Here is a 17,532-nt window from a genome sequence, read left to right as displayed (position 1 = left end):
TTTGGGCGAAACGGCTGTTTTGGCGCAAACTAACTGTAGGTTTTCCAGTTAGTTTCCATATTTCTTCCGAATATAGATAACTAACTGTATGAAATCCATTTAGTTTTCAAATTTCACACTACCGTCAATCCATCGAAACCATGGTTTTCTATTTGTGTAACACTTATATACAAACTTATGTTTCACCAGTCAAAACACCGATATTAGACTTAGCTTTTTACGCCAATCAGAGAGTAGTTCCAATATTAAAACAGGACCATCCGAATAGATGGCCCTGGATACATTTTATGCAGCTTTAGCTTGAATCAAATAATAAAAGCCCGTCGTCCGGATTCCTTGTTCGCTCGCATGCTTCTCAAATTGGGTAACGATTTGATCATAGCAGGTTTCTCTGACATAGCGGGCAAATGAATCACTCTGGCCGAAGCATACCATAGCAAATATATCTTCAGGAGTCGGAATCCATATGGTCTCCTTCAAAGTAGTTAGTTGAATATCGATCAAGCCGCTAGTTTCCAGCCGCTCCTGGATTCTGTCCAGAGTCGGGGTGCCTAACTCAGGAGGAGAGAATAATCCGGGGAAGCATAACCCCAATTCTCCACCTTCTCCGTTGCCGTCTCCGGGATGGAATAATAGAAGCGTTCCCCCGGACCGAACTACCCGGTTCCCCTCTTTATACCAGCTGGTCGGGCCCTTCTTAGTATAGGCACAGTCGAAATAATCATCTGGAAAAGGAAGCCCGTCATGTGTTCTTCCCGCTACGTACCGGACATTCGGTTTGCGGGTTTGCTCAGCCGTCCGGATAAACCCCTCGGTCATGTCATACCCGACCACTTCTTCAGCCAAATCCGCCCATCGATTAGTATACTCCCCGTGACCGCATCCGACATCCAGAACTTTGCCGTGCAGTACGGAAGATAGCTTATCCGATAGAAAGTCCTCAGCCGCTGTCCCTTCACAAATGCTTCTCCACGTAAACTCATACTTGCCCGTCTTGGCGGCCAATTGATTGCACCAGGCCAAGGTCTGCCCTCGTAAATAGTCCGGATGCTGCGTCAGATCAGGAAACATAGTTTGGCACCCCCAACATCAGATTTGCCGGCCGGCACGATTAAGAATACGGGATATTTTGCTAAATGTGTAGACTTATAATGATCCGGAAATTATAATACTATTATAGGGAACCGGGATAGGTACCCTCTGCTTAAAATCACCCAAAAAAACCAAAAGACACTGTGACAGTGTCTTTTTTTGTTGCCACTTCTGCTTCGAATGCCGCAAAACAATCCCTTTTACGCGTACTGTAAGGTAAACCAGGCCTTTATTCCCGATTCGAGTTTATGGATCAACAGGCTTCAAATTCCCGCTATTATCAGTAACTGATGGTGCTGCGTAAGGCGGCATAGGCTGCCAACTTCGTTCAAATAAAGCAATTTCACCCATTTGTCACAACAGCAAGTGGATATTTATGTAAGAATAGAGGAGATTGAGAATTGAAATCTTCCGGCATAGGGGATGACTAAATGCGGCCAACCATATATAAAAAGCGATATCCAAACCTCTTTCAAACGAATGTTTGGGGCCAGGCTATCTCACAGTTTGATGTAGATTTACCTCCGGAACCGTTAATAAGCAACGTAAATATCGTACCCTTCCTTGATGATGAGAAGTGCATTTTAATCCGGTTAGACAATGGCAATTGGGAAATGCCCGGGGAAACCCTGGAACCGGATGAGCATTATCAATCGGCATTAATGCGCGAGCTTATGGAAGAAGCCGGAGCCAGACTGGTGTCCCCCTTTATCGTTTTCGGAGCATGGAGATTCGTTTCTTCTACGGCCCGACCATATAGACCCCATTTACCGCATCCCATTTACTATCGAGCGGTGGGGTACGGTGACGTTGAACTTGTGTCCGCCCCCTTGATCCCGGAGGATGGAGAAATGGTCGTTGCCGTTGAAGCCATGACGCTGCAGGAAGCCAAACAACAGTTTATGAAATCTGGAAGAGCGGATTTAGCGGAACTCTATGAGCTTGCATACGATTTGCGAAATAGAAAGGTCAATGAAGATCCGATTGGCTGAACCCCGCACACTTTATTTTCCGCTGGAGGACCAGTGTGCAGGGCGAGTGAGCGACTTGGGCAGCCTGGTACTGGCATCTCCCTTCGCTGAATTAAGCTGGGGCTGGGTGAGAAATATACTGCCGGTAAGGTCAGCCCCTCTTAGATCGGCATCCCGAAAATCGGCTCCGATCAAGTCGGCGCCTCTCAAGTCAGCGCCACGGAGGTCCGCCGCTATCAGGTAGGCACCCCTCAAGTTGGCCCCCCTTAGGTCGGCTCCTTTCAGCTTGGCTCCGATCAAGTCAGCACCCCGGCCGTACGTCTTCCGGCGGCTGGCAGAGCCCTTCTGCGATCGGATAGCCTCCGCCCGCACCAGCTCGCTGGTCCGAAGCAGGAGGTCATTCACCTTGGCCCGATGTGCCGCGATGTCCAATTCCATGATGGAGCCGGAATCCAGGTCGGTGAGTCGTTCGGTCTCTCCGAGAGCTTTCGCAAGCTCCCCATGAATCGGACTTGCCGACGGTAACGTCAGGGCTTCGTTCAGATACCAAAGCAGCTCATGGAGCTGCCGCATGATCGGAAACACCTCGAACATGAGCTTCGCGGACTCCGGGGCTCCCCGCCAGTCTCGCCCGCCGAACGTTATCTGAGATACCTTCTGCCCGGCGCCGAAGCAGTCATAAACCGTGCAGCCCCTAAAGCCCCTCTGTCTCAGGCTGTCGTGGATACCGCAGCGGTAATCGGATTGCAGATTCGGACAGGGGCACCCGGCATCCTTATCGATTGCGAAGTCAGCCGATGCTGCATAAGGCAGCGCAACGCAGCACAAGCCGAAGCAGTTCTCGCAATCGCCCTGCAGACTCAGGCTGCTCTTATTGGGAGTCGATGATGATTTTTCATGATTATCTGACATGGTGCGGTTTCCTCCCCTCTTGAATCTATTCCATCCTTTAACTATCTGATCTTAACGCATGTTTCCTGCTTCATCGGGGATACTTTTCGAATAATAATGAATTTTTACAGAAGTCTATGTTATTACTGAACGAGGTCTCCGTCAATTCTTTTTCCATAATGTTACTCGCTCCAAACTATTTTCACTGGTTCGATCACACGGAATAGAAACGGGACATCGTTTAAGTATTCTCTTATGTATGCTTGGGCGTAAGGTTGTTCATCCAATAAATTCGATGTTTCTCCCGGATCGGGGGCATGGTGGCAGTAATTCTCGATCATGAACATGATGAAGAAGCATTGCAGATGCCGAACGTAGTCCGTTTCCAGCTTTCTTATGCTCTCGTAGCCTTGGATAAACGTCCGCCGCTGTCTAGGATGAAGCTCTAATAACGCTCCTGCCATATCATAGAGATAATACCCGTAACCACAACTTCCGAAATCAATCGGATGGGGGCGTCCCTCGTTGAAAACAATATTGCCCGAATGCAGATCCGCATGAATAAGTCCATAGTTGTGGTCATTACGGTGCATTTCCGCCAGTTCGGTTACAATCTTCTCAAATGCAGCTTGGTAAGACTTCCAGGCTTCAGCCGATAAAAAACACGAATTATACCGTTCCAGCTTGGCCATTTCCCGTCTGAAGCTATCCGCTCCCCATTGGGGCCGGACAAAATCAGGAGGCGGAACGAAGCCTGCAGCCGTTTCGTGCAGTCTGCCCATCATCACACCCATGCTATAAACAAGATCGTCCGTCAATTCCCCGTTAACATGTTCCCCTTCTACCCACCGCGTCATCGTGACATGAAGAGGCTGTACTCCCTCTTCCGCGCTAATCTCCAACACATAAGAGCCGTCGCGGCATGCCAGCCCTTCCGGTACGTTCAGATCAGCCGCTTTATTCAAAGCCTCGAGCAGAGTAAGCTCCGAACGAATTTCTTCTTTGCCGAGTCGATTTGAATGAATGCGAAGCAAATAAATCTGCTCTGTACTCGTCTTAATTTTGTAGGTTATCGTGTCAGACAACTGAATAAATTGAATTCGGTCCCATTCCAAGTCATATTGCAGCAGTGCCGTTAAAGCAACCTTCCTCGCTTTGGCTAGCAGAGACCTTCTGTTCTCCTCTGTGTCATACCAAACGACGTCATTCATATGCCGACCTCCATAAATATATTTTACCGGACCTATTGTCTGATTGTGTCTATTGTATAGAATGGACCTGTGTGAAGAAAATAGGAAGAAGCTTTATAGTGAAAAAATCCGTCGTTCAGCCACGCATATAAACTTTAAGGGCACCGGTAAAGGCGCCCCTAAGCTATTATTATAGGTTATTTACCCGGATACTTATCGCTCAGTCCAGATAACCATGCAGATTTATCATATCTGGCTTGGGCGGGCCATGCTGCCGGTTCTGCTCAGCAAGAAAAACCTCTAAAACCAAATGGTCTTAGAGCTGGACTACGACAACCTTACTTGTTGTATCTCTTTCTTATTTCATCCAGCTTAGCGCGAAGCTCCTCTTCTAAATCATAGTCAAAGAAGTTGGCCAGCTTACAAAGATAAGCAAGGCAATCCGCCAGCTCCTTGCCCAAATTTTCTCTGATTTCTTGTTTCGCCTGGGAATAAGCTTCATTTATCTCCATCCCGGTTTCGGCAAGGTCTCTTGTTCTATACATCATCTTGCGAAATTCTTCGGCTACTTCGGCTACCTCGGTTGTCAGCAGCATATGGATATATAGAAGAAATTCTTTGCTGGACTGATAGTCATGCTTGTCAACCGGCGCCCATCCCATTTCCTCCTGGAAGGTTTGATACATATCTTGGACCGCTTTCATTTTGGCCACCCTTTCGTTCATATTTCATCATTCTGCTATTATATAACACTGTTGGAACAATAGGGATAGGAATCCATAGTCTCCGGCCCGACCGACCCTTCAATTAAACTAATTTCAACCCGCCTATAATTTAAGCTTATTTTTTAGTAGTTCCATTTCCATGGTTACCGTTTTTATTAAATGTTCATGATAACATCCCCAAGTCCTTCCGCATATCATCCCTAATCTTCTTACCCCTATCCATAATGCCCAGAGGTCGATTTCCAATAGATCATAATATGAGAGGGAGGTGACTGCATCATACCCCTTCGCTAACGAATCGAAGCCATAATAACGCTGGCCATCATGCAATTTGAAATGCCCCAAATCATATAAAGGACTGCTTCCTTGAATCTCTCCGAAGTCAATGATCCCCGTGTATTTCCCGGCTTGCTGGAAAATGTGCGAATCATCGAAATCCCCGTGAACCAAATGGGCTTCGTGCCCGGACATCAATTCCATTCCGGAATTTATAATATCTGTGATCTGAGAGGTCTCTACCTTACTGAAAACCTTCTGTGACAGTAAAAATAAATCCTCTTCCAAGTAGGGACAGATGTAATCCTGCAATGTTTTTTTCTCACCTCGTAAAGAGTTGCCGTATTGCTCCTGGTCTCTTATTATCCAACCGAAGCCATCGACCTTGACCTGATGGATAACCGCAATCTGTTGCCCGGCTTGGTAAAGAATGTCCTCATATTCGCCATTGGAAATACAATCCTCTACGCTTGAACCAGGGATTTCTTTAACGAGCATCACCGACATCCCCAAAACTTCATTATGGTGTTCAAAATGGATGACCTCCGGAACCTGAACCCCCATTCGTCTTACTAACGAATGTACATGTACTTCCACGCCTAAGCTCCTCTCTTGTTCCGGAAGAACCCGAAGATACAAGGTCTCCTCACCTAATCGGATACGATAGACATAAGTGGAGACTCCGCTTAGGACCCTTTCTATTTTAAAGGCTGTAGAATTAAGATATTCTCCTGCTATTTGAGCTGCTAAATCCAGACTAGGAGCATCTTTTTTGATCAAATGGCCCGTCCTCCCCAATGTATATTTATCATTACCGATAATCATATACGAAACCTATTTAGCTAATCATCGGACAGTTTTGTTATAGCTGATCATTATTGGCAGCATTCGTTGGTCCCGACAGGGATCGGCTAAAATGGATTTTATACAGTTAGTTTGCTTCCTCGGGGCTAAAAATTAAAACTTAATGGAAAAACTCCATTTATTTTGGACAAAAAGGGCGTTATCAGTAAAAAACCTCGATTCTAAGTGTAGTTTTTCCAGTTAGCCATCTCACTTTACGACGTTTGCTTCAATCTACCTACATAAAATACAGTTAGATCGCTTCCTTCCAGGCGAAAATGCAGTCATGTCCCCCCTGCTATGCCGCTGAATCGGCACCACGCCAGCATCACCGATAGGCTCCCTACTAAAGTAATGTCCACCAGCCTTCCCGGCAAACAATGACAAAACTCCCGAAAGCCTGATATAATGCTTGGTATATTTCCCCCTATAAAAATAAAAGGTGAACCCGAATGCTTTCATTTACCAGATTGACTAAATGCAAACCCCCTATTCCGTAATTTCTTTCCAAGCTAATTGAGATTTTTGAATGATAGGGGGAATAGCTGTGGAAAGAAAAATCTCAACACCATCCTTATTGCTGTTAATTGTCCTTGTTGGTTTTCCGCAAATTAGCGAAACGATTTACACTCCATCACTACCGGATATAGCCGATCATCTGCATGCCAGCAGCAACGTGATCCAATTGACGCTCAGTATTTACTTCCTGGGTTTCGCCTTGGGCGTATTTTGCTGGGGAAGGCTGTCTGATTCCATAGGGCGGCGGCCCGCTTTGCTCTGGGGAATCCTGGTTTATGGAGCAGGAAGCCTGGGCTGCACCTTGTCGGACTCGGCGGAATGGCTGTTGGCCAGCCGATTTCTACAAGCTTTTGGCGCCAGCACCGGTTCCGTGGTGACCCAAACGATTCTGCGGGAAAGTATCGACGGAGCCCGACGCCATGCGGTCTTTGCCCAAATTTCTGCAGCCCTTGCCTTCACTCCGGCCATCGGGCCATTAATTGGAGGATGGATCGACCAAGGGTTTGGATTCAGGGCAGTGTTCATCGTTCTTGTTGTGATGAGCGGGGCCATCTTTATCTACACGTTTGTTTCTCTGCCGGAGACCAAAGTTACCGCGGCTACAAAGATTCATACCCTTGCGGTAGCTAAGCGTCTCGTTGCGGATCGCAGAATATGGGCTTTTGGTTTTCTCATAGGCGCGACCAACGGAATCCTGTTCAGCTACTATGCCGAGGCGCCGTTTATTTTTATTGAATTTTTTCAGATGAAGCCCGGCCTGTTTGGATTTTTGGGCATTTTCGTGGCCATGGCTTCCATATTCGGTGCAATGCTGTCGAAAAAACTGCTAACCCGGCTCCAAGCGGAGCGAATCATCCTTATCGGCTCCATGGTTACCACCCTGGGGGCGGCATGTCTTATGGGTCTCGCTCTTTGCAAAATGGCCCCTTATATGCCCTTCCTCGCTTTAATGGATGCCTGCATCTTTATTCTCCTGCTGGGGATCGGAATGGCTATTCCCAACTGTCTAAGCTTGGCGCTCATCCATTATAAGGATGTACTGGGTACAGCCGGGGCCATTTTCGGATTGGGTTACTACCTTGTTGTCAGCCTGATTACGAGCGGCATGAGTTATCTTCATAATGGTTCATTATTAACGATGCCGATGTATTTTCTCGTGTTGGCGGTAATTATGGCCCTTGTAAGTCATAGGTTGGCAAGCCATGAACGAAGGTATGAACCGTTCTCGGGGACGTAAGAGGCACGATAATAAATAGAATGCCGGCATAATCTGCGAAGTCATGCGCGAGCAAGCTGGCCGAAGCTTAAATGAGGCTGCCGATCGTTTTTCCACGGCAGCCTCGTTATTTGGTCATGGAACTCTAATTTTTAATTATGGCCCACCCATTATAACGGTCGCGGGGGCATCCGTGAACATTTACATATCCATGTGAAAAAAATACCGCCTCACCAAATTGAAGGATTAATCAATATTTATGTCGAATGTCTTCGGTATGATGCGAATATTCAATAAAATTACTCAAAGATTTGCATATATATCGATTGTTATACTCTTTCTCGGTGCACTCTTCGGACTGCGCTGGACGTGGTCCGGGCTTTTTGACGCATCGGAGAACCCGCGCCCCGTCGGCGGCTTACTTGATCTGCGGGGGATAGATTTGGATAATTCCCCTTCTTTCTATTTGGATGGCGAATGGCAGTTCTACCCCGGCCAATTTCTGTCTCATCAGGATATACCGTCAGCGGACAACCAGTTCCTTCCTATTCAGGTTCCGGGAGACTGGGGAAGCGTACAGAATAACGATTCCGGTTCCTCGTACGGATATGGAACCTACCGGCTGCGCATTCTAATCGATCCGCTGCAACAGCCCGTCGCGTTCTGGCTTCGGGGAATTCAAGCCTCATCCGCCGTCGAAATAAACGAGCAGGTGGAGGCCGAAATCGGCAAGCTAGCCACTGACGCTAAGGACTATCTGCCCTGGAATGTCTCCTACACGGCCTCTTACTCTGTGGAAGGCACAACGGAGATTGATGTGCTTATTCGGGTGGCTAACTTTGACGATCCATACAACGGCGGTATCCTGCATTCCGTCTTGTTCGGCTCCCAGGCTTCGATTGATTACTTGCGATGGTATTCTATCGGCTTTCAGCTAGTGACTTTTGTTATTTTAGCGCTTCACGGTTTGTATGCTTGTATTCTCTATTTATTCAATCGTCAAGAACGGGCTCTTCTCATTACAAGCCTGTTAACGCTGTCCGTCGGGACAGCTATTCTGGTTGGTCATGATAACATACTGCTGCTATGGCTGCCGATCAATTACACATGGGCGGTAAAGATCAAACTAATCTCCCTCCTATGGCAAAACCTGTTTATTCTTCTTTTCAGAAGATTTCATGCGAATTCGCTGGGAAATGTTTGGCTGCGCGCATACACTGCGGCCCTTGTCGTCCTGTCAGGATTCATGGCGGCTGCACCGGTCTCATGGGTATATGGAATCGTTGAATTAAACATTTTCACCGTTATTTACTTAACTCCATTTGCCTGGTTTATTTATATTGTCGGCACAATGATTTTCAAAGAGCAGGCCGACAAGGACATCGTTTTCTTGCTGTTAACCGCAGCAGGGATTATCACCAGCTTGGCATGGAGCTTGGTGGATTATGTTAAAAACATTACCGCTGTCTATTATCCAATCGATATCATAGCGGCGATTACCGGTTTTTCCGCTTATTGGTTTAAGAAATATATCCGCAACTCCCGGGAGAACGCCTTGCTAAACGAGCAGTTGAGAAAAACCGACAAGCTGAAGGACCAATTTCTTGCCAATACTTCACATGAACTGAGAACGCCGCTGCACGGGATTATAAATATCGCGCAAACCGTTGTCACGAAAGAGAAGCACCAAATGAATGAAAGCAGCGTTAAAGATATGGAGCTGCTTATAACGATAAGCCGCCGCATGTCCCATATGCTCGGCGAGCTTCTGGATGTGGCGCGGCTTCGGGAGCACCGCATTGTGCTGCAGCAGGAGCCATTGCGGATTCAATCGGTCGTACCGGGCGTTATCGCCATGCTGAAATTCATGACGGAAGGCAAGCCTATCCAAACTGCGTATGGATATCCCCGAATCCATGCCGCCGGTCATGGCCGATGAGAAGAGGCTTGTGCAGATTCTGTATAACTTATTGCATAACGCCGTCAAATACACGGAGGAAGGGACCATCTCCGTTTCCGCTGAATCGCGGGACAAGCGTGCCGTCATTCATGTGTCCGACACCGGGGTCGGTATGAACAAAGAGACTCAGGCGCATATATTTCTCCCTTATGAACAAGGGGCGTATGGAATTAGTGACGGAAGAGGCTTGGGACTGGGGTTAAGCATTTGCAAGCAGTTGGTCGAGCTTCATGGCGGCCAAATTACCGTTCGCTCCGAGCCGGGTAAAGGGTCCATATTCAGTTTTGACCTGCCGCTAACTTCCGTGTCAAATCTCCCCTTGCCGCAAGATTCTCTTGCTCTTCACGAGATGACGGAGGGAGCCGCAGCCGGTACCGCCGGATTCATTGTTCCGAATGGAGCCCTGGACGAATGGGCTGCCACCGTCCGGGTTCCACCGCTGCTGAGTGAGGGGAAAGTGAATATTCTTGCTGTGGATGATGACCCTGTCAATCTGAACGTACTCGTTGGAATTCTTTCGACCGAGCCCTACAATATAACGACAGCCCACTCAGCCCGGGAGGCGCTGGATTTGCTGGGAACCCGGCAATGGGATCTATTGATTGCCGATGTCATGATGCCGCATATGTCAGGCTACGAATTGACGCAGAAGGTAAGAGAGCACTACTCCGTATCCGAGCTGCCGATTTTGCTACTGACCGCGCGCAGTCAGCCTGCCGACATCTACACCGGATTCTCGTCGGGAGCCAACGATTATGTGACGAAGCCTGTAGACGCTCTGGAACTCAAATACCGAATCCGGGCCTTGATCACGCTCAAGCAATCGATCAACGAGCGTCTGCGCATGGAGGCTGCCTATCTGCAGGCGCAGATCCACCCTCATTTTCTGTTCAACACGCTCAATTCGCTCATGGCGTTAAGCGACATTGATGCAGAGAAGATGCGCAGGCTGGGCGATGCATTCGCGTCCTTCTTACGGATTAGCTTCGATTATCTTAATACGGGCGAATTGGTTGAGCTTTCCCATGAACTGGAGCTGGTCGAAGCCTATTTATATATTGAGAAAGAACGGTTCGGGGATAGACTGTCCGTCGTCTGGGAGCTGGAGCATGACATCAGCTTGCTTCTGCCGCCCCTTTCCATTCAGCCGTTAGTCGAGAATGCCGTCAGACACGGCATCCTGAGCCGAAATCAAGGCGGTACGGTCCATGTCCGGATTGCCCGCCAAGACGACGGTACCCTTATTGAAGTTAAGGATAACGGCAAAGGGATGGAGCAGGACAAGATCAATGAACTGCTCAATCCGTCTATGAAGGGGAAGAGTGGAATCGGGATCTCCAATACCAATAGACGATTGATTCAATTGTACGGCGAAGGGCTGATGATAGTCAGCCGGCCGAATAAGGGGACCTCGATATCGTTCGTCATTCCGAACAGCCATAATAAGAGGAGCATTTAACAGAATAAGACGCATGACCCCAAGACAAGCAAAGGATCTTTGAATCCGGCCGTTTTTCCAGAATAGAACGAAAGACGCTCAATTTACCTGCACAATTGCTTTTATAACCATGCGTCGCGCGTGTTTAGCCCAAAAAAAGGACCTACACTTCCGCTTCCGCAGTAACTACTTCGCTGCTCTAATAGCCCCACGTATAAAATTTCGGGCGCCCTGGAATGGGCGCCCGTTATTGTAATATAACCGCTTTATAACAAGCTTTCAGGTACCGCAAAAAGTGCGGTAAGGATGGGGGGACGGCGCAGGCGGCGCTGCATACTCAGCCTGTTCGGGGGAGTGCTTATAGGGGTCCGACAGAACATCGAGCAGACGCTCCATCACGCTGTAGTCTCCTTCCTCCACCGCCGCTTCCAACGCCTCTTCCACCCGGTGGTTGCGGGGAATGACCGCGGGATTGCTGCTTCGCATCAGCTGGCGCGAGGAGTCCTCGGATTCCTGCTGCCGGCCCAGTCTCGCCTGCCACCGCTCATGCCATGGATCAAAATCCGCGCTGCAGGAAAGGCCCGTATCCTCCAGCTTACCGAAAGTTAAGGCACGGAAGGTATTCGTGTAATCCGCGCCATTCTTCTGCATCATGCCAAGAAGGTCTTCAATCAGGGCTTGATCCTCCGGCTCTTCGTTAAAGAGGCCCAGCTTCGCCCTCATTCCTGCGAGCCAGTTCCGGCGAAACTGTCCGGTAAAAGCCGATATCTCATCCTGAGCCAATTTCACCGCTTCATCCTCGTCCTCATGCAGCAGAGGCAGCAAAGCTTCGGCAAATCTGGCCAGATTCCAAGCCGCTATATACGGTTGATTGCCATAGGCATATCGGCCCTGAGTATCAATAGAGCTGAACACCGTTGCAGGGTCATAGGTATCCATGAAGGCACAAGGCCCATAATCTATCGTTTCTCCGCTGAGGGCCATGTTATCCGTGTTCATCACCCCATGAATAAAACCAACGAGCTGCCATTGGGCAATCAGCTCTGCTTGCCGCTTAATCACTTCCTGCAGCAGAAATAAATAGCGATTCGGAACAGCATCGCCAACCGGAAAATGCCTCTGCAAAGTATAATCCGCAAGGGCTTGGAGATCTTGGACGGTGCCCCATCTCGACACGTATTGAAAAGTGCCGACGCGAATATGACTGGCAGCCACGCGGGCCAGTACAGCACCCGGCAGCTCCGTTTCACGCAGAATCGTCTCACCAGTTGTGACCACTGCCAAACTGCGGGTGGTCGGAATGCCCAGCGCATGCATGGCTTCGCTGATGATGCATTCACGCAGCATCGGCCCCAATGCCGCACGGCCGTCTCCCCCACGGGAGTATGGCGTCATACCTGAACCTTTGAGCTGAATATCGAACCGTTCTCCGGAAGGCGTTATTTGCTCGCCAAGCAGCAGAGCCCGTCCGTCCCCCAGCATGGTGAAATGCCCGAATTGATGCCCGGCGTAAGCTTGCGCAAGAGGCTCCGCGCCCTCGGGAATCCTGTTACCGGCAAATACCTCGGCACCCTCTTCGCTTCGCAATGCCTCGGCATTCAAACCAAGAGATGCCGCCAACGGCTCATTGAAAATGACCAGCTCCGGCGAATGTACAGGAGTCGGTTTTTGCCTAGAGAACAACCTTTCCGGCAAACGAGCGTAACTATTATCGAAGTTCCAACCTGTTGTGTTCACTGTCATTGAATCTTCCTTTTCCTTTTGACATTTGATATCTTAATTTACGCTGTAACAGTGAATAATAATCGTGGACATTATAATATTTAAAAAAAACGAACGGGAACGACATGTTCCATTTGTACGATTTGAAATCAACCTATGCCATCGGGAATCTCAAAGTTTATTCCTTTCCATAAGCAATCGTTTAATTTCTTGAATGTCTCTCTTTAACTCCTGATTTTCTGTATACAACCGGTCTATCTGTTCCTTGCGAATGACATCGTCCTCTTGACTCAAATAGCTCAATATAACGGCAACGACAAGGTTTAATATGACCAAGGCGCCGATAATGATAAATGAAATAAAATAAGTCCAGGCCCACGGAATCTCATTAATAACCGGCCTGGCCACCTGACTTGCCCACGATTCGAAGGTCACAACTTGCATCAAGGTGAACAGGGATGTATGAAAACTGCCAAAAAACTCGTAGGGAAGCACATCTCTAAAAAAAGTCGTTCCTATAATGGCGTAAATCGAAAAAATCAACAAGGTCAGCCCCAGAATGCCTGTTAGAGCCGGTATCGATTTGATTAAGGAGTCTATAATTTTGCGCATTGCGGGAATCGCCGGAATCATTCTTATCAAACGCAATACCCTGATAAGCCTCAACACACTTACGAAAGGCGTCGAGTAAAATATCAGGCTTCCTGCGACAATAGTAAAATCAAACAGGTTCCACCTGTCGGAAAAATACCGCTTGATACCAAGACCTATGAGTTTAAGCAGCATTTCGATCACAAAAATCCAAACAATGATTTTATCCAAGATCATCGATAGACGATTTCCGGTATAATACGTCTCCGTAATGATAATAAGGCCGTTCAATACGATGATGCCTATTATAGTCAGCTGAAACCACCTATGCTCTACGAGTTGTCTGATGATTGTCTTGAGTGATCCTGCATTAGTACTCGTTCTTTCATGATTGTTTGCCATGCGCGTAGACCACGTTCCCCTTCCGTCCATTTGCAATTTTATTTAACTGCCTTCTTCCTTTGCTGGTGAATCGTGCTGTTTCCCTTTAACCCTTACATGTTCCCTTGAAACTCCTTCTTCTTCACTCTAATCTTCTTAAGCAGTTAAATGCGGATAACGATGAGTCACCACTCCCTCCATTCCAGCGTTAAATCGTGACCTTCCTGAATCTCCAATATATGTGTTACACAAATAGAAAATCAATTACTTTGAGGATGAAGATGATCTAACTGTATTTTATGCAGGTAAATTCAAGCTAATGGTGGAAAGTGATTAAAGTAAATGGAAAAACTACATTTAGAATCCGGGCTTTTTGCCAAAATCGCCTTTTTTGTACAAACTAGCTGTAGTATTTCCACTTAGTTTCCGTCTTTCGCGCCAGAGATGCAAACTAACTGTATGAAATCCAGTTAGACGCGCCATTCCGTTTACACGGCACCAGCAGTAAATGAAAATAGACGGATTTTCAAAGTAGATCGCTTCTGTGAACTTGAAGTGAGGACCGCCATTTAATGCGACGAAATGCCCCCTTCCAGTTGAATCGCAGATTTCCATCCTTATCCACAATATTGGTCTGTACTGCATCAATCTCTACGAATTTTTGCTATTGCCATCGGCCTAATAAACTAATTCTGCATTTATACCTAATCTCCTTTCAAGCCTTGAACATGACACGTGTCATATTTAACTCTTTACAGGTGTGAATGTTCCCTCTCTCTTATCCTAGCTACAATAAAATTACGCTAATTCAAAGAGAAAGAGTGAAGGATATGGAACAACGTGGAGAAAGAATCCGCCTGCTGGACATCCTGCGAGGGTTTGCCATTCTGGGAACCTTGGGGACGAACATCTGGATATTCGCACATTTGGGAGATCTGGCTTATCTGACAACGTTCGATCATTCGGGTTGGTGGGGAGCCGACGATCTGATCCGGATGATCGTGTTATTCCTTGTGAACGGCAAGCTGCTGGGCTTGTTGACGATCATGTTTGGAGTGGGACTGGAACTAAAATATCGGCAGGCGATGCGCAAAGGGAAAGCCTGGCCGGGAGTCTACCTCTGGGTATCCTTGTTATTATTCATGGAAGGCTTGCTTCATTTCATCCTGGTGATAGAGTATGACATCTTGATGAGCTACGGCTTGACGGCCATGATTGCAGCCTTCATCGTCAAAGGCGGCGACCGTCTGATCTCCATAACGATGAAGGTGATCGGAAGCATCCACGCTGTCTGCATCCTGGGGATACTGCTGATTGGCCTGGTAGATGCCAATATGTCCTTGGGCAGTTTTGTCGAAGTGACCGCCCTGTACAAAGACGGCACCTGGGTAGAGCAAATCCAGTACCGGCTGTCCAATTTTCTTGTGCTAAGACTGGAAACCATCTTCGTCATTCCCATGAATCTATTCTTATTTCTGCTCGGTGTCCGCTTCATGCGATCGGGGGTCTTCTCCCAGGATGAGAACGGCCGAAAACTGCGCGGCAAGCTGCTAAAAATAGGACTGTATATCGGCTTGCCCTTGAACCTGCTGATTTTTGTCCCGGGAGGCGCATTTGATTTGCCTGTCCGCTATTTATTTGCCCCCTTGCTTTCAATTGGATATATAGCAGCCATAGCGAAGATGGTACAATATAGGAAATGGGATGGGCTGTGGCGCCGTCTTGAAAATGCCGGAAAAATGTCTTTAAGCTGTTATGTCATGCAAAATATAATCTCTTCCATTCTTTTCTATGGCTGGGGCTTGGCCCTTGGCGGCAAGCTGAATTCCCTGACAATTATTGCGATCTGGTTCGGCATTTCCCTGTTCCAGATATGGTTTGCATCCGTATGGCTTCGCGTCTTCAGGCTCGGGCCTATGGAGACGGTCCGCAAACATGCGGCAGGAATCTTCGAGCCCAGATAACGCAACTGGAGGCTGTTGATGATCAGTAAGCTCTATCCGAGAGATCAAATCAAGAGTTATTTGATAATAGATGTGGTCTCGATCGTATTTTTGTTTTATATCGTCTTGAGTTCGGATTCCGCTCCGAGTCTCTCGGGAAGCCTCATTCTTCTGACGGCCTTCCTCGCTTCATTCTATATCGGGCTCTGGTTTCGGGACCGGTATCTTCTGGCTGCGGTTCTGGCCGGCATTGCCACTCTAACTCTGATCGGAATGTATATCGGTCCCCGCATCCTGCTGTTCGGGTTTATCTTCGCCGACATGCTTGGAAAGTCGAAGTCTAAGTGGCATATTGCCATTGGAATCGCGGCGATAGCTCTTATGTTTACCATTGTTCCTTTGAAGGAAAATGATGGCCTTGCCTCACTGTGGAGTTCAATCCTGCTTCCGATCATGATTATTCAAATGATCTTTCCGATCATCGTTTATATCATCCGAAAGACAAAAAACCTGCAGGGCAGGCTGGATATAGCAAACCAACAGCTTGAGAAATATGTCCAACAGGAGGAAAGGCAGCGCATAGCGAGAGATCTTCATGATACTCTCGGACAAACTCTAACCATGATTAAATTGAAAAGCGAGCTGGCCGCCAAATGGGTGGATAAGGATCCCCGGCAGGCCAAGGAAGAGCTGAAGGATATTCTGGCTACATCGAGAATCGCCCTGAGACAGGTGAGAGAGCTTGTTTCCGAAATGAAATTCATCTCTCTGGCCAGTGAGTTGGAACATTCCGGGAAGCTGCTCCATACAGCGGGGATTGAGCTTGAAATTGCGGAGCAAGGGAAGCCTCCGCTGTTATCCAGTGTGGAAGAAACGATGATAGCCCTCTCTGTCAGGGAAGCGATGACGAATATTGTCAAGCACAGCCAAGCCAAGCGATGTTCTGTAACGTTGGCAACCGTGGGCCATATTTACTGCGTAAATATAACGGATGACGGGGTCGGTCTAGTGGAAGGGAAACTGGGGAACGGAATTCAATCAATGAAGGAGCGGATGCAGGCTCTTCATGGAACCGTCATGGTGAGCAACTCGCCTCACGGAGGAACGACGATTTCCTTGAAGCTTCCGCTTCATCATCATAGAAAGGGGAACCCGGCATCATGATTCGAGTCGTTATTGCAGAAGACCAGCAAATGCTGCGCGGCGCCTTCGCCTCGTTGTTGAAATTTGAGTCGGACATTGAGGTATTGGCCGAAGTGCCCGATGGGAGGCAGGCCTGGGAAGCGGTTCAGCGGCTTAAACCCGATGTTTGCGTACTGGACATTGAAATGCCTTACGCAAGCGGTCTAGATGTAGCCGAGCAAATAAGAGAGGCGCACCTGCCCTGCAAGATCATGATTGTCACCACTTTCGCCCGGCCAGGCTATTTGCAGAAAGCTATCGATGCCCAAGTGGACGGTTACTTACTAAAGGACGAGCCGATTGATTATCTTATCGAAGCGATCCGCCGGGTCATGAAAGGAGAACGGGTGATCAGCACCGATTTGGCCGCGGCTCTCTTCATGAAAGAGGAAAACCCGCTGAGCGAAAGGGAAATCGAAATGCTGCGACTGACCAAGGAAGGAATGACGACAAGCGAGATCAGCAAGAAGCTGTTCCTGACGAAAGGAACCGTAAGGAACTATTTATCCTCCGCCATTCAGAAGCTTGAAGCCGAATCGAGGCAGCAGGCCGTCAATATTGCCGAGGAGAAAGGATGGCTATAGCGATTTTC

Annotated in this window: 14 protein-coding genes; 7 read left to right on the top strand and 7 right to left on the bottom strand. The window is 48.0% G+C overall.

Annotated features, from left to right (window positions below):
- Window positions 1-285 precede the first annotated feature (285 nt).
- Entirely contained in the window at window positions 286-1,071 is a 786-nt protein-coding gene (locus ACTHRH_RS21365; protein ID WP_379288716.1) for a class I SAM-dependent methyltransferase, read from the bottom strand.
- A 452-nt stretch (window positions 1,072-1,523) separates the two neighbouring features.
- Between ACTHRH_RS21365 and ACTHRH_RS21360 the strand changes: the two genes are divergently transcribed.
- Window positions 1,524-2,084 (top strand): NUDIX hydrolase, encoded by a 561-nt coding sequence (locus tag ACTHRH_RS21360; protein ID WP_379288718.1) that lies wholly within the window; start codon window positions 1,524-1,526, stop codon window positions 2,082-2,084.
- A 12-nt stretch (window positions 2,085-2,096) separates the two neighbouring features.
- On the opposite strand, the gene ACTHRH_RS21355 is transcribed toward ACTHRH_RS21360, so the two are convergent.
- From ACTHRH_RS21355 to ACTHRH_RS21340, 4 genes are all read right to left on the bottom strand, one after another.
- Window positions 2,097-2,975: a pentapeptide repeat-containing protein gene (locus ACTHRH_RS21355; RefSeq protein ID WP_379288720.1), complete on the bottom strand. Its 879-nt coding sequence runs from the start codon at window positions 2,973-2,975 to the stop codon at window positions 2,097-2,099.
- 161 nt (window positions 2,976-3,136) lie between these two features.
- Window positions 3,137-4,165, bottom strand: a complete 1,029-nt coding sequence (locus ACTHRH_RS21350) for a phosphotransferase enzyme family protein (protein ID WP_379288722.1) — start codon at window positions 4,163-4,165, stop codon at window positions 3,137-3,139.
- Window positions 4,166-4,482: 317 nt separating this feature from the next.
- The gene (locus tag ACTHRH_RS21345; RefSeq protein WP_379288724.1) at window positions 4,483-4,848 is read right to left on the bottom strand and encodes a hypothetical protein; all 366 of its coding nucleotides are present in this window, start codon (window positions 4,846-4,848) and stop codon (window positions 4,483-4,485) included.
- Window positions 4,849-4,971: 123 nt separating this feature from the next.
- Window positions 4,972-5,925 carry a phosphotransferase family protein gene (locus ACTHRH_RS21340; protein ID WP_440417575.1) on the bottom strand — a complete coding sequence of 318 codons (954 nt, stop codon included), beginning with the start codon at window positions 5,923-5,925 and terminating at the stop codon, window positions 4,972-4,974.
- 610 nt (window positions 5,926-6,535) lie between these two features.
- On the opposite strand from ACTHRH_RS21340, the gene ACTHRH_RS21335 reads away from it, so the two are divergent.
- The 3 genes from ACTHRH_RS21335 (at window position 6,536) to ACTHRH_RS21325 (ending at window position 11,142) form a co-directional block, all read left to right on the top strand.
- A complete protein-coding gene (locus ACTHRH_RS21335) occupies window positions 6,536-7,744 on the top strand; it encodes a multidrug effflux MFS transporter (RefSeq protein WP_440417573.1) in 1,209 nt (402 codons plus the stop codon).
- 238 nt (window positions 7,745-7,982) lie between these two features.
- A complete protein-coding gene (locus ACTHRH_RS21330; RefSeq protein WP_440417571.1) occupies window positions 7,983-9,662 on the top strand; it encodes a sensor histidine kinase in 1,680 nt (559 codons plus the stop codon).
- Window positions 9,640-11,142: an ATP-binding protein gene (locus ACTHRH_RS21325; protein ID WP_440417569.1), complete on the top strand. Its 1,503-nt coding sequence runs from the start codon at window positions 9,640-9,642 to the stop codon at window positions 11,140-11,142. The genes ACTHRH_RS21330 and ACTHRH_RS21325 overlap by 23 nt, the downstream gene beginning before the upstream one ends.
- Before the next feature lie 258 nt (window positions 11,143-11,400).
- On the opposite strand, the gene ACTHRH_RS21320 is transcribed toward ACTHRH_RS21325, so the two are convergent.
- The gene (locus tag ACTHRH_RS21320) at window positions 11,401-12,864 is read right to left on the bottom strand and encodes a protein adenylyltransferase SelO (protein ID WP_379288732.1); all 1,464 of its coding nucleotides are present in this window, start codon (window positions 12,862-12,864) and stop codon (window positions 11,401-11,403) included.
- Between the two features lie 150 nt (window positions 12,865-13,014).
- Window positions 13,015-13,836, bottom strand: a complete 822-nt coding sequence (locus ACTHRH_RS21315; RefSeq protein WP_379288734.1) for an ion transporter — start codon at window positions 13,834-13,836, stop codon at window positions 13,015-13,017.
- An 809-nt stretch (window positions 13,837-14,645) separates the two neighbouring features.
- Here ACTHRH_RS21315 and ACTHRH_RS21310 point away from each other — a divergent pair.
- Genes ACTHRH_RS21310 through ACTHRH_RS21300 form a run of 3 tightly spaced genes read left to right on the top strand, consistent with a single transcriptional unit; the run spans window position 14,646 to window position 17,524 of the window.
- Window positions 14,646-15,779, top strand: coding sequence for a DUF418 domain-containing protein (locus tag ACTHRH_RS21310; RefSeq protein ID WP_144942013.1), 1,134 nt, complete (start codon window positions 14,646-14,648; stop codon window positions 15,777-15,779).
- An 18-nt stretch (window positions 15,780-15,797) separates the two neighbouring features.
- Window positions 15,798-16,922: a sensor histidine kinase gene (locus ACTHRH_RS21305; RefSeq protein WP_379288736.1), complete on the top strand. Its 1,125-nt coding sequence runs from the start codon at window positions 15,798-15,800 to the stop codon at window positions 16,920-16,922.
- Window positions 16,919-17,524 carry a response regulator transcription factor gene (locus ACTHRH_RS21300; protein ID WP_379288738.1) on the top strand — a complete coding sequence of 202 codons (606 nt, stop codon included), beginning with the start codon at window positions 16,919-16,921 and terminating at the stop codon, window positions 17,522-17,524. The genes ACTHRH_RS21305 and ACTHRH_RS21300 overlap by 4 nt, the downstream gene beginning before the upstream one ends.
- The last annotated feature ends 8 nt before the right edge of the window (window positions 17,525-17,532 follow it).

Source organism: Paenibacillus sp. SAFN-117 (genome assembly GCF_051966115.1).
Lineage (GTDB): Bacteria > Bacillota > Bacilli > Paenibacillales > NBRC-103111 > Paenibacillus_L > Paenibacillus_L residui.
Note: the sequence above shows the minus strand (reverse complement) of the source record. Positions and strands in the feature narration are given on the sequence as shown.

Excerpts from the sequence above, each read along its gene's own strand:
- ACTHRH_RS21365 (WP_379288716.1), bottom strand. The coding sequence starts at position 1,071 with ATGTTTCCTGATCTGACGCAGCATCCGGACTATTTACGAGGGCAGACC.
- ACTHRH_RS21360 (WP_379288718.1), top strand. The coding sequence starts at position 1,524 with ATGCGGCCAACCATATATAAAAAGCGATATCCAAACCTCTTTCAAACG.
- ACTHRH_RS21355 (WP_379288720.1), bottom strand. The coding sequence starts at position 2,975 with ATGTCAGATAATCATGAAAAATCATCATCGACTCCCAATAAGAGCAGC.
- ACTHRH_RS21350 (WP_379288722.1), bottom strand. The coding sequence starts at position 4,165 with ATGAATGACGTCGTTTGGTATGACACAGAGGAGAACAGAAGGTCTCTG.
- ACTHRH_RS21345 (WP_379288724.1), bottom strand. The coding sequence starts at position 4,848 with ATGAAAGCGGTCCAAGATATGTATCAAACCTTCCAGGAGGAAATGGGA.
- ACTHRH_RS21330 (WP_440417571.1), top strand. The coding sequence starts at position 7,983 with ATGTCGAATGTCTTCGGTATGATGCGAATATTCAATAAAATTACTCAA.
- ACTHRH_RS21325 (WP_440417569.1), top strand. The coding sequence starts at position 9,640 with ATGCCGCCGGTCATGGCCGATGAGAAGAGGCTTGTGCAGATTCTGTAT.
- ACTHRH_RS21320 (WP_379288732.1), bottom strand. The coding sequence starts at position 12,864 with ATGACAGTGAACACAACAGGTTGGAACTTCGATAATAGTTACGCTCGT.
- ACTHRH_RS21315 (WP_379288734.1), bottom strand. The coding sequence starts at position 13,836 with ATGGCAAACAATCATGAAAGAACGAGTACTAATGCAGGATCACTCAAG.
- ACTHRH_RS21310 (WP_144942013.1), top strand. The coding sequence starts at position 14,646 with ATGGAACAACGTGGAGAAAGAATCCGCCTGCTGGACATCCTGCGAGGG.
- ACTHRH_RS21305 (WP_379288736.1), top strand. The coding sequence starts at position 15,798 with ATGATCAGTAAGCTCTATCCGAGAGATCAAATCAAGAGTTATTTGATA.
- ACTHRH_RS21300 (WP_379288738.1), top strand. The coding sequence starts at position 16,919 with ATGATTCGAGTCGTTATTGCAGAAGACCAGCAAATGCTGCGCGGCGCC.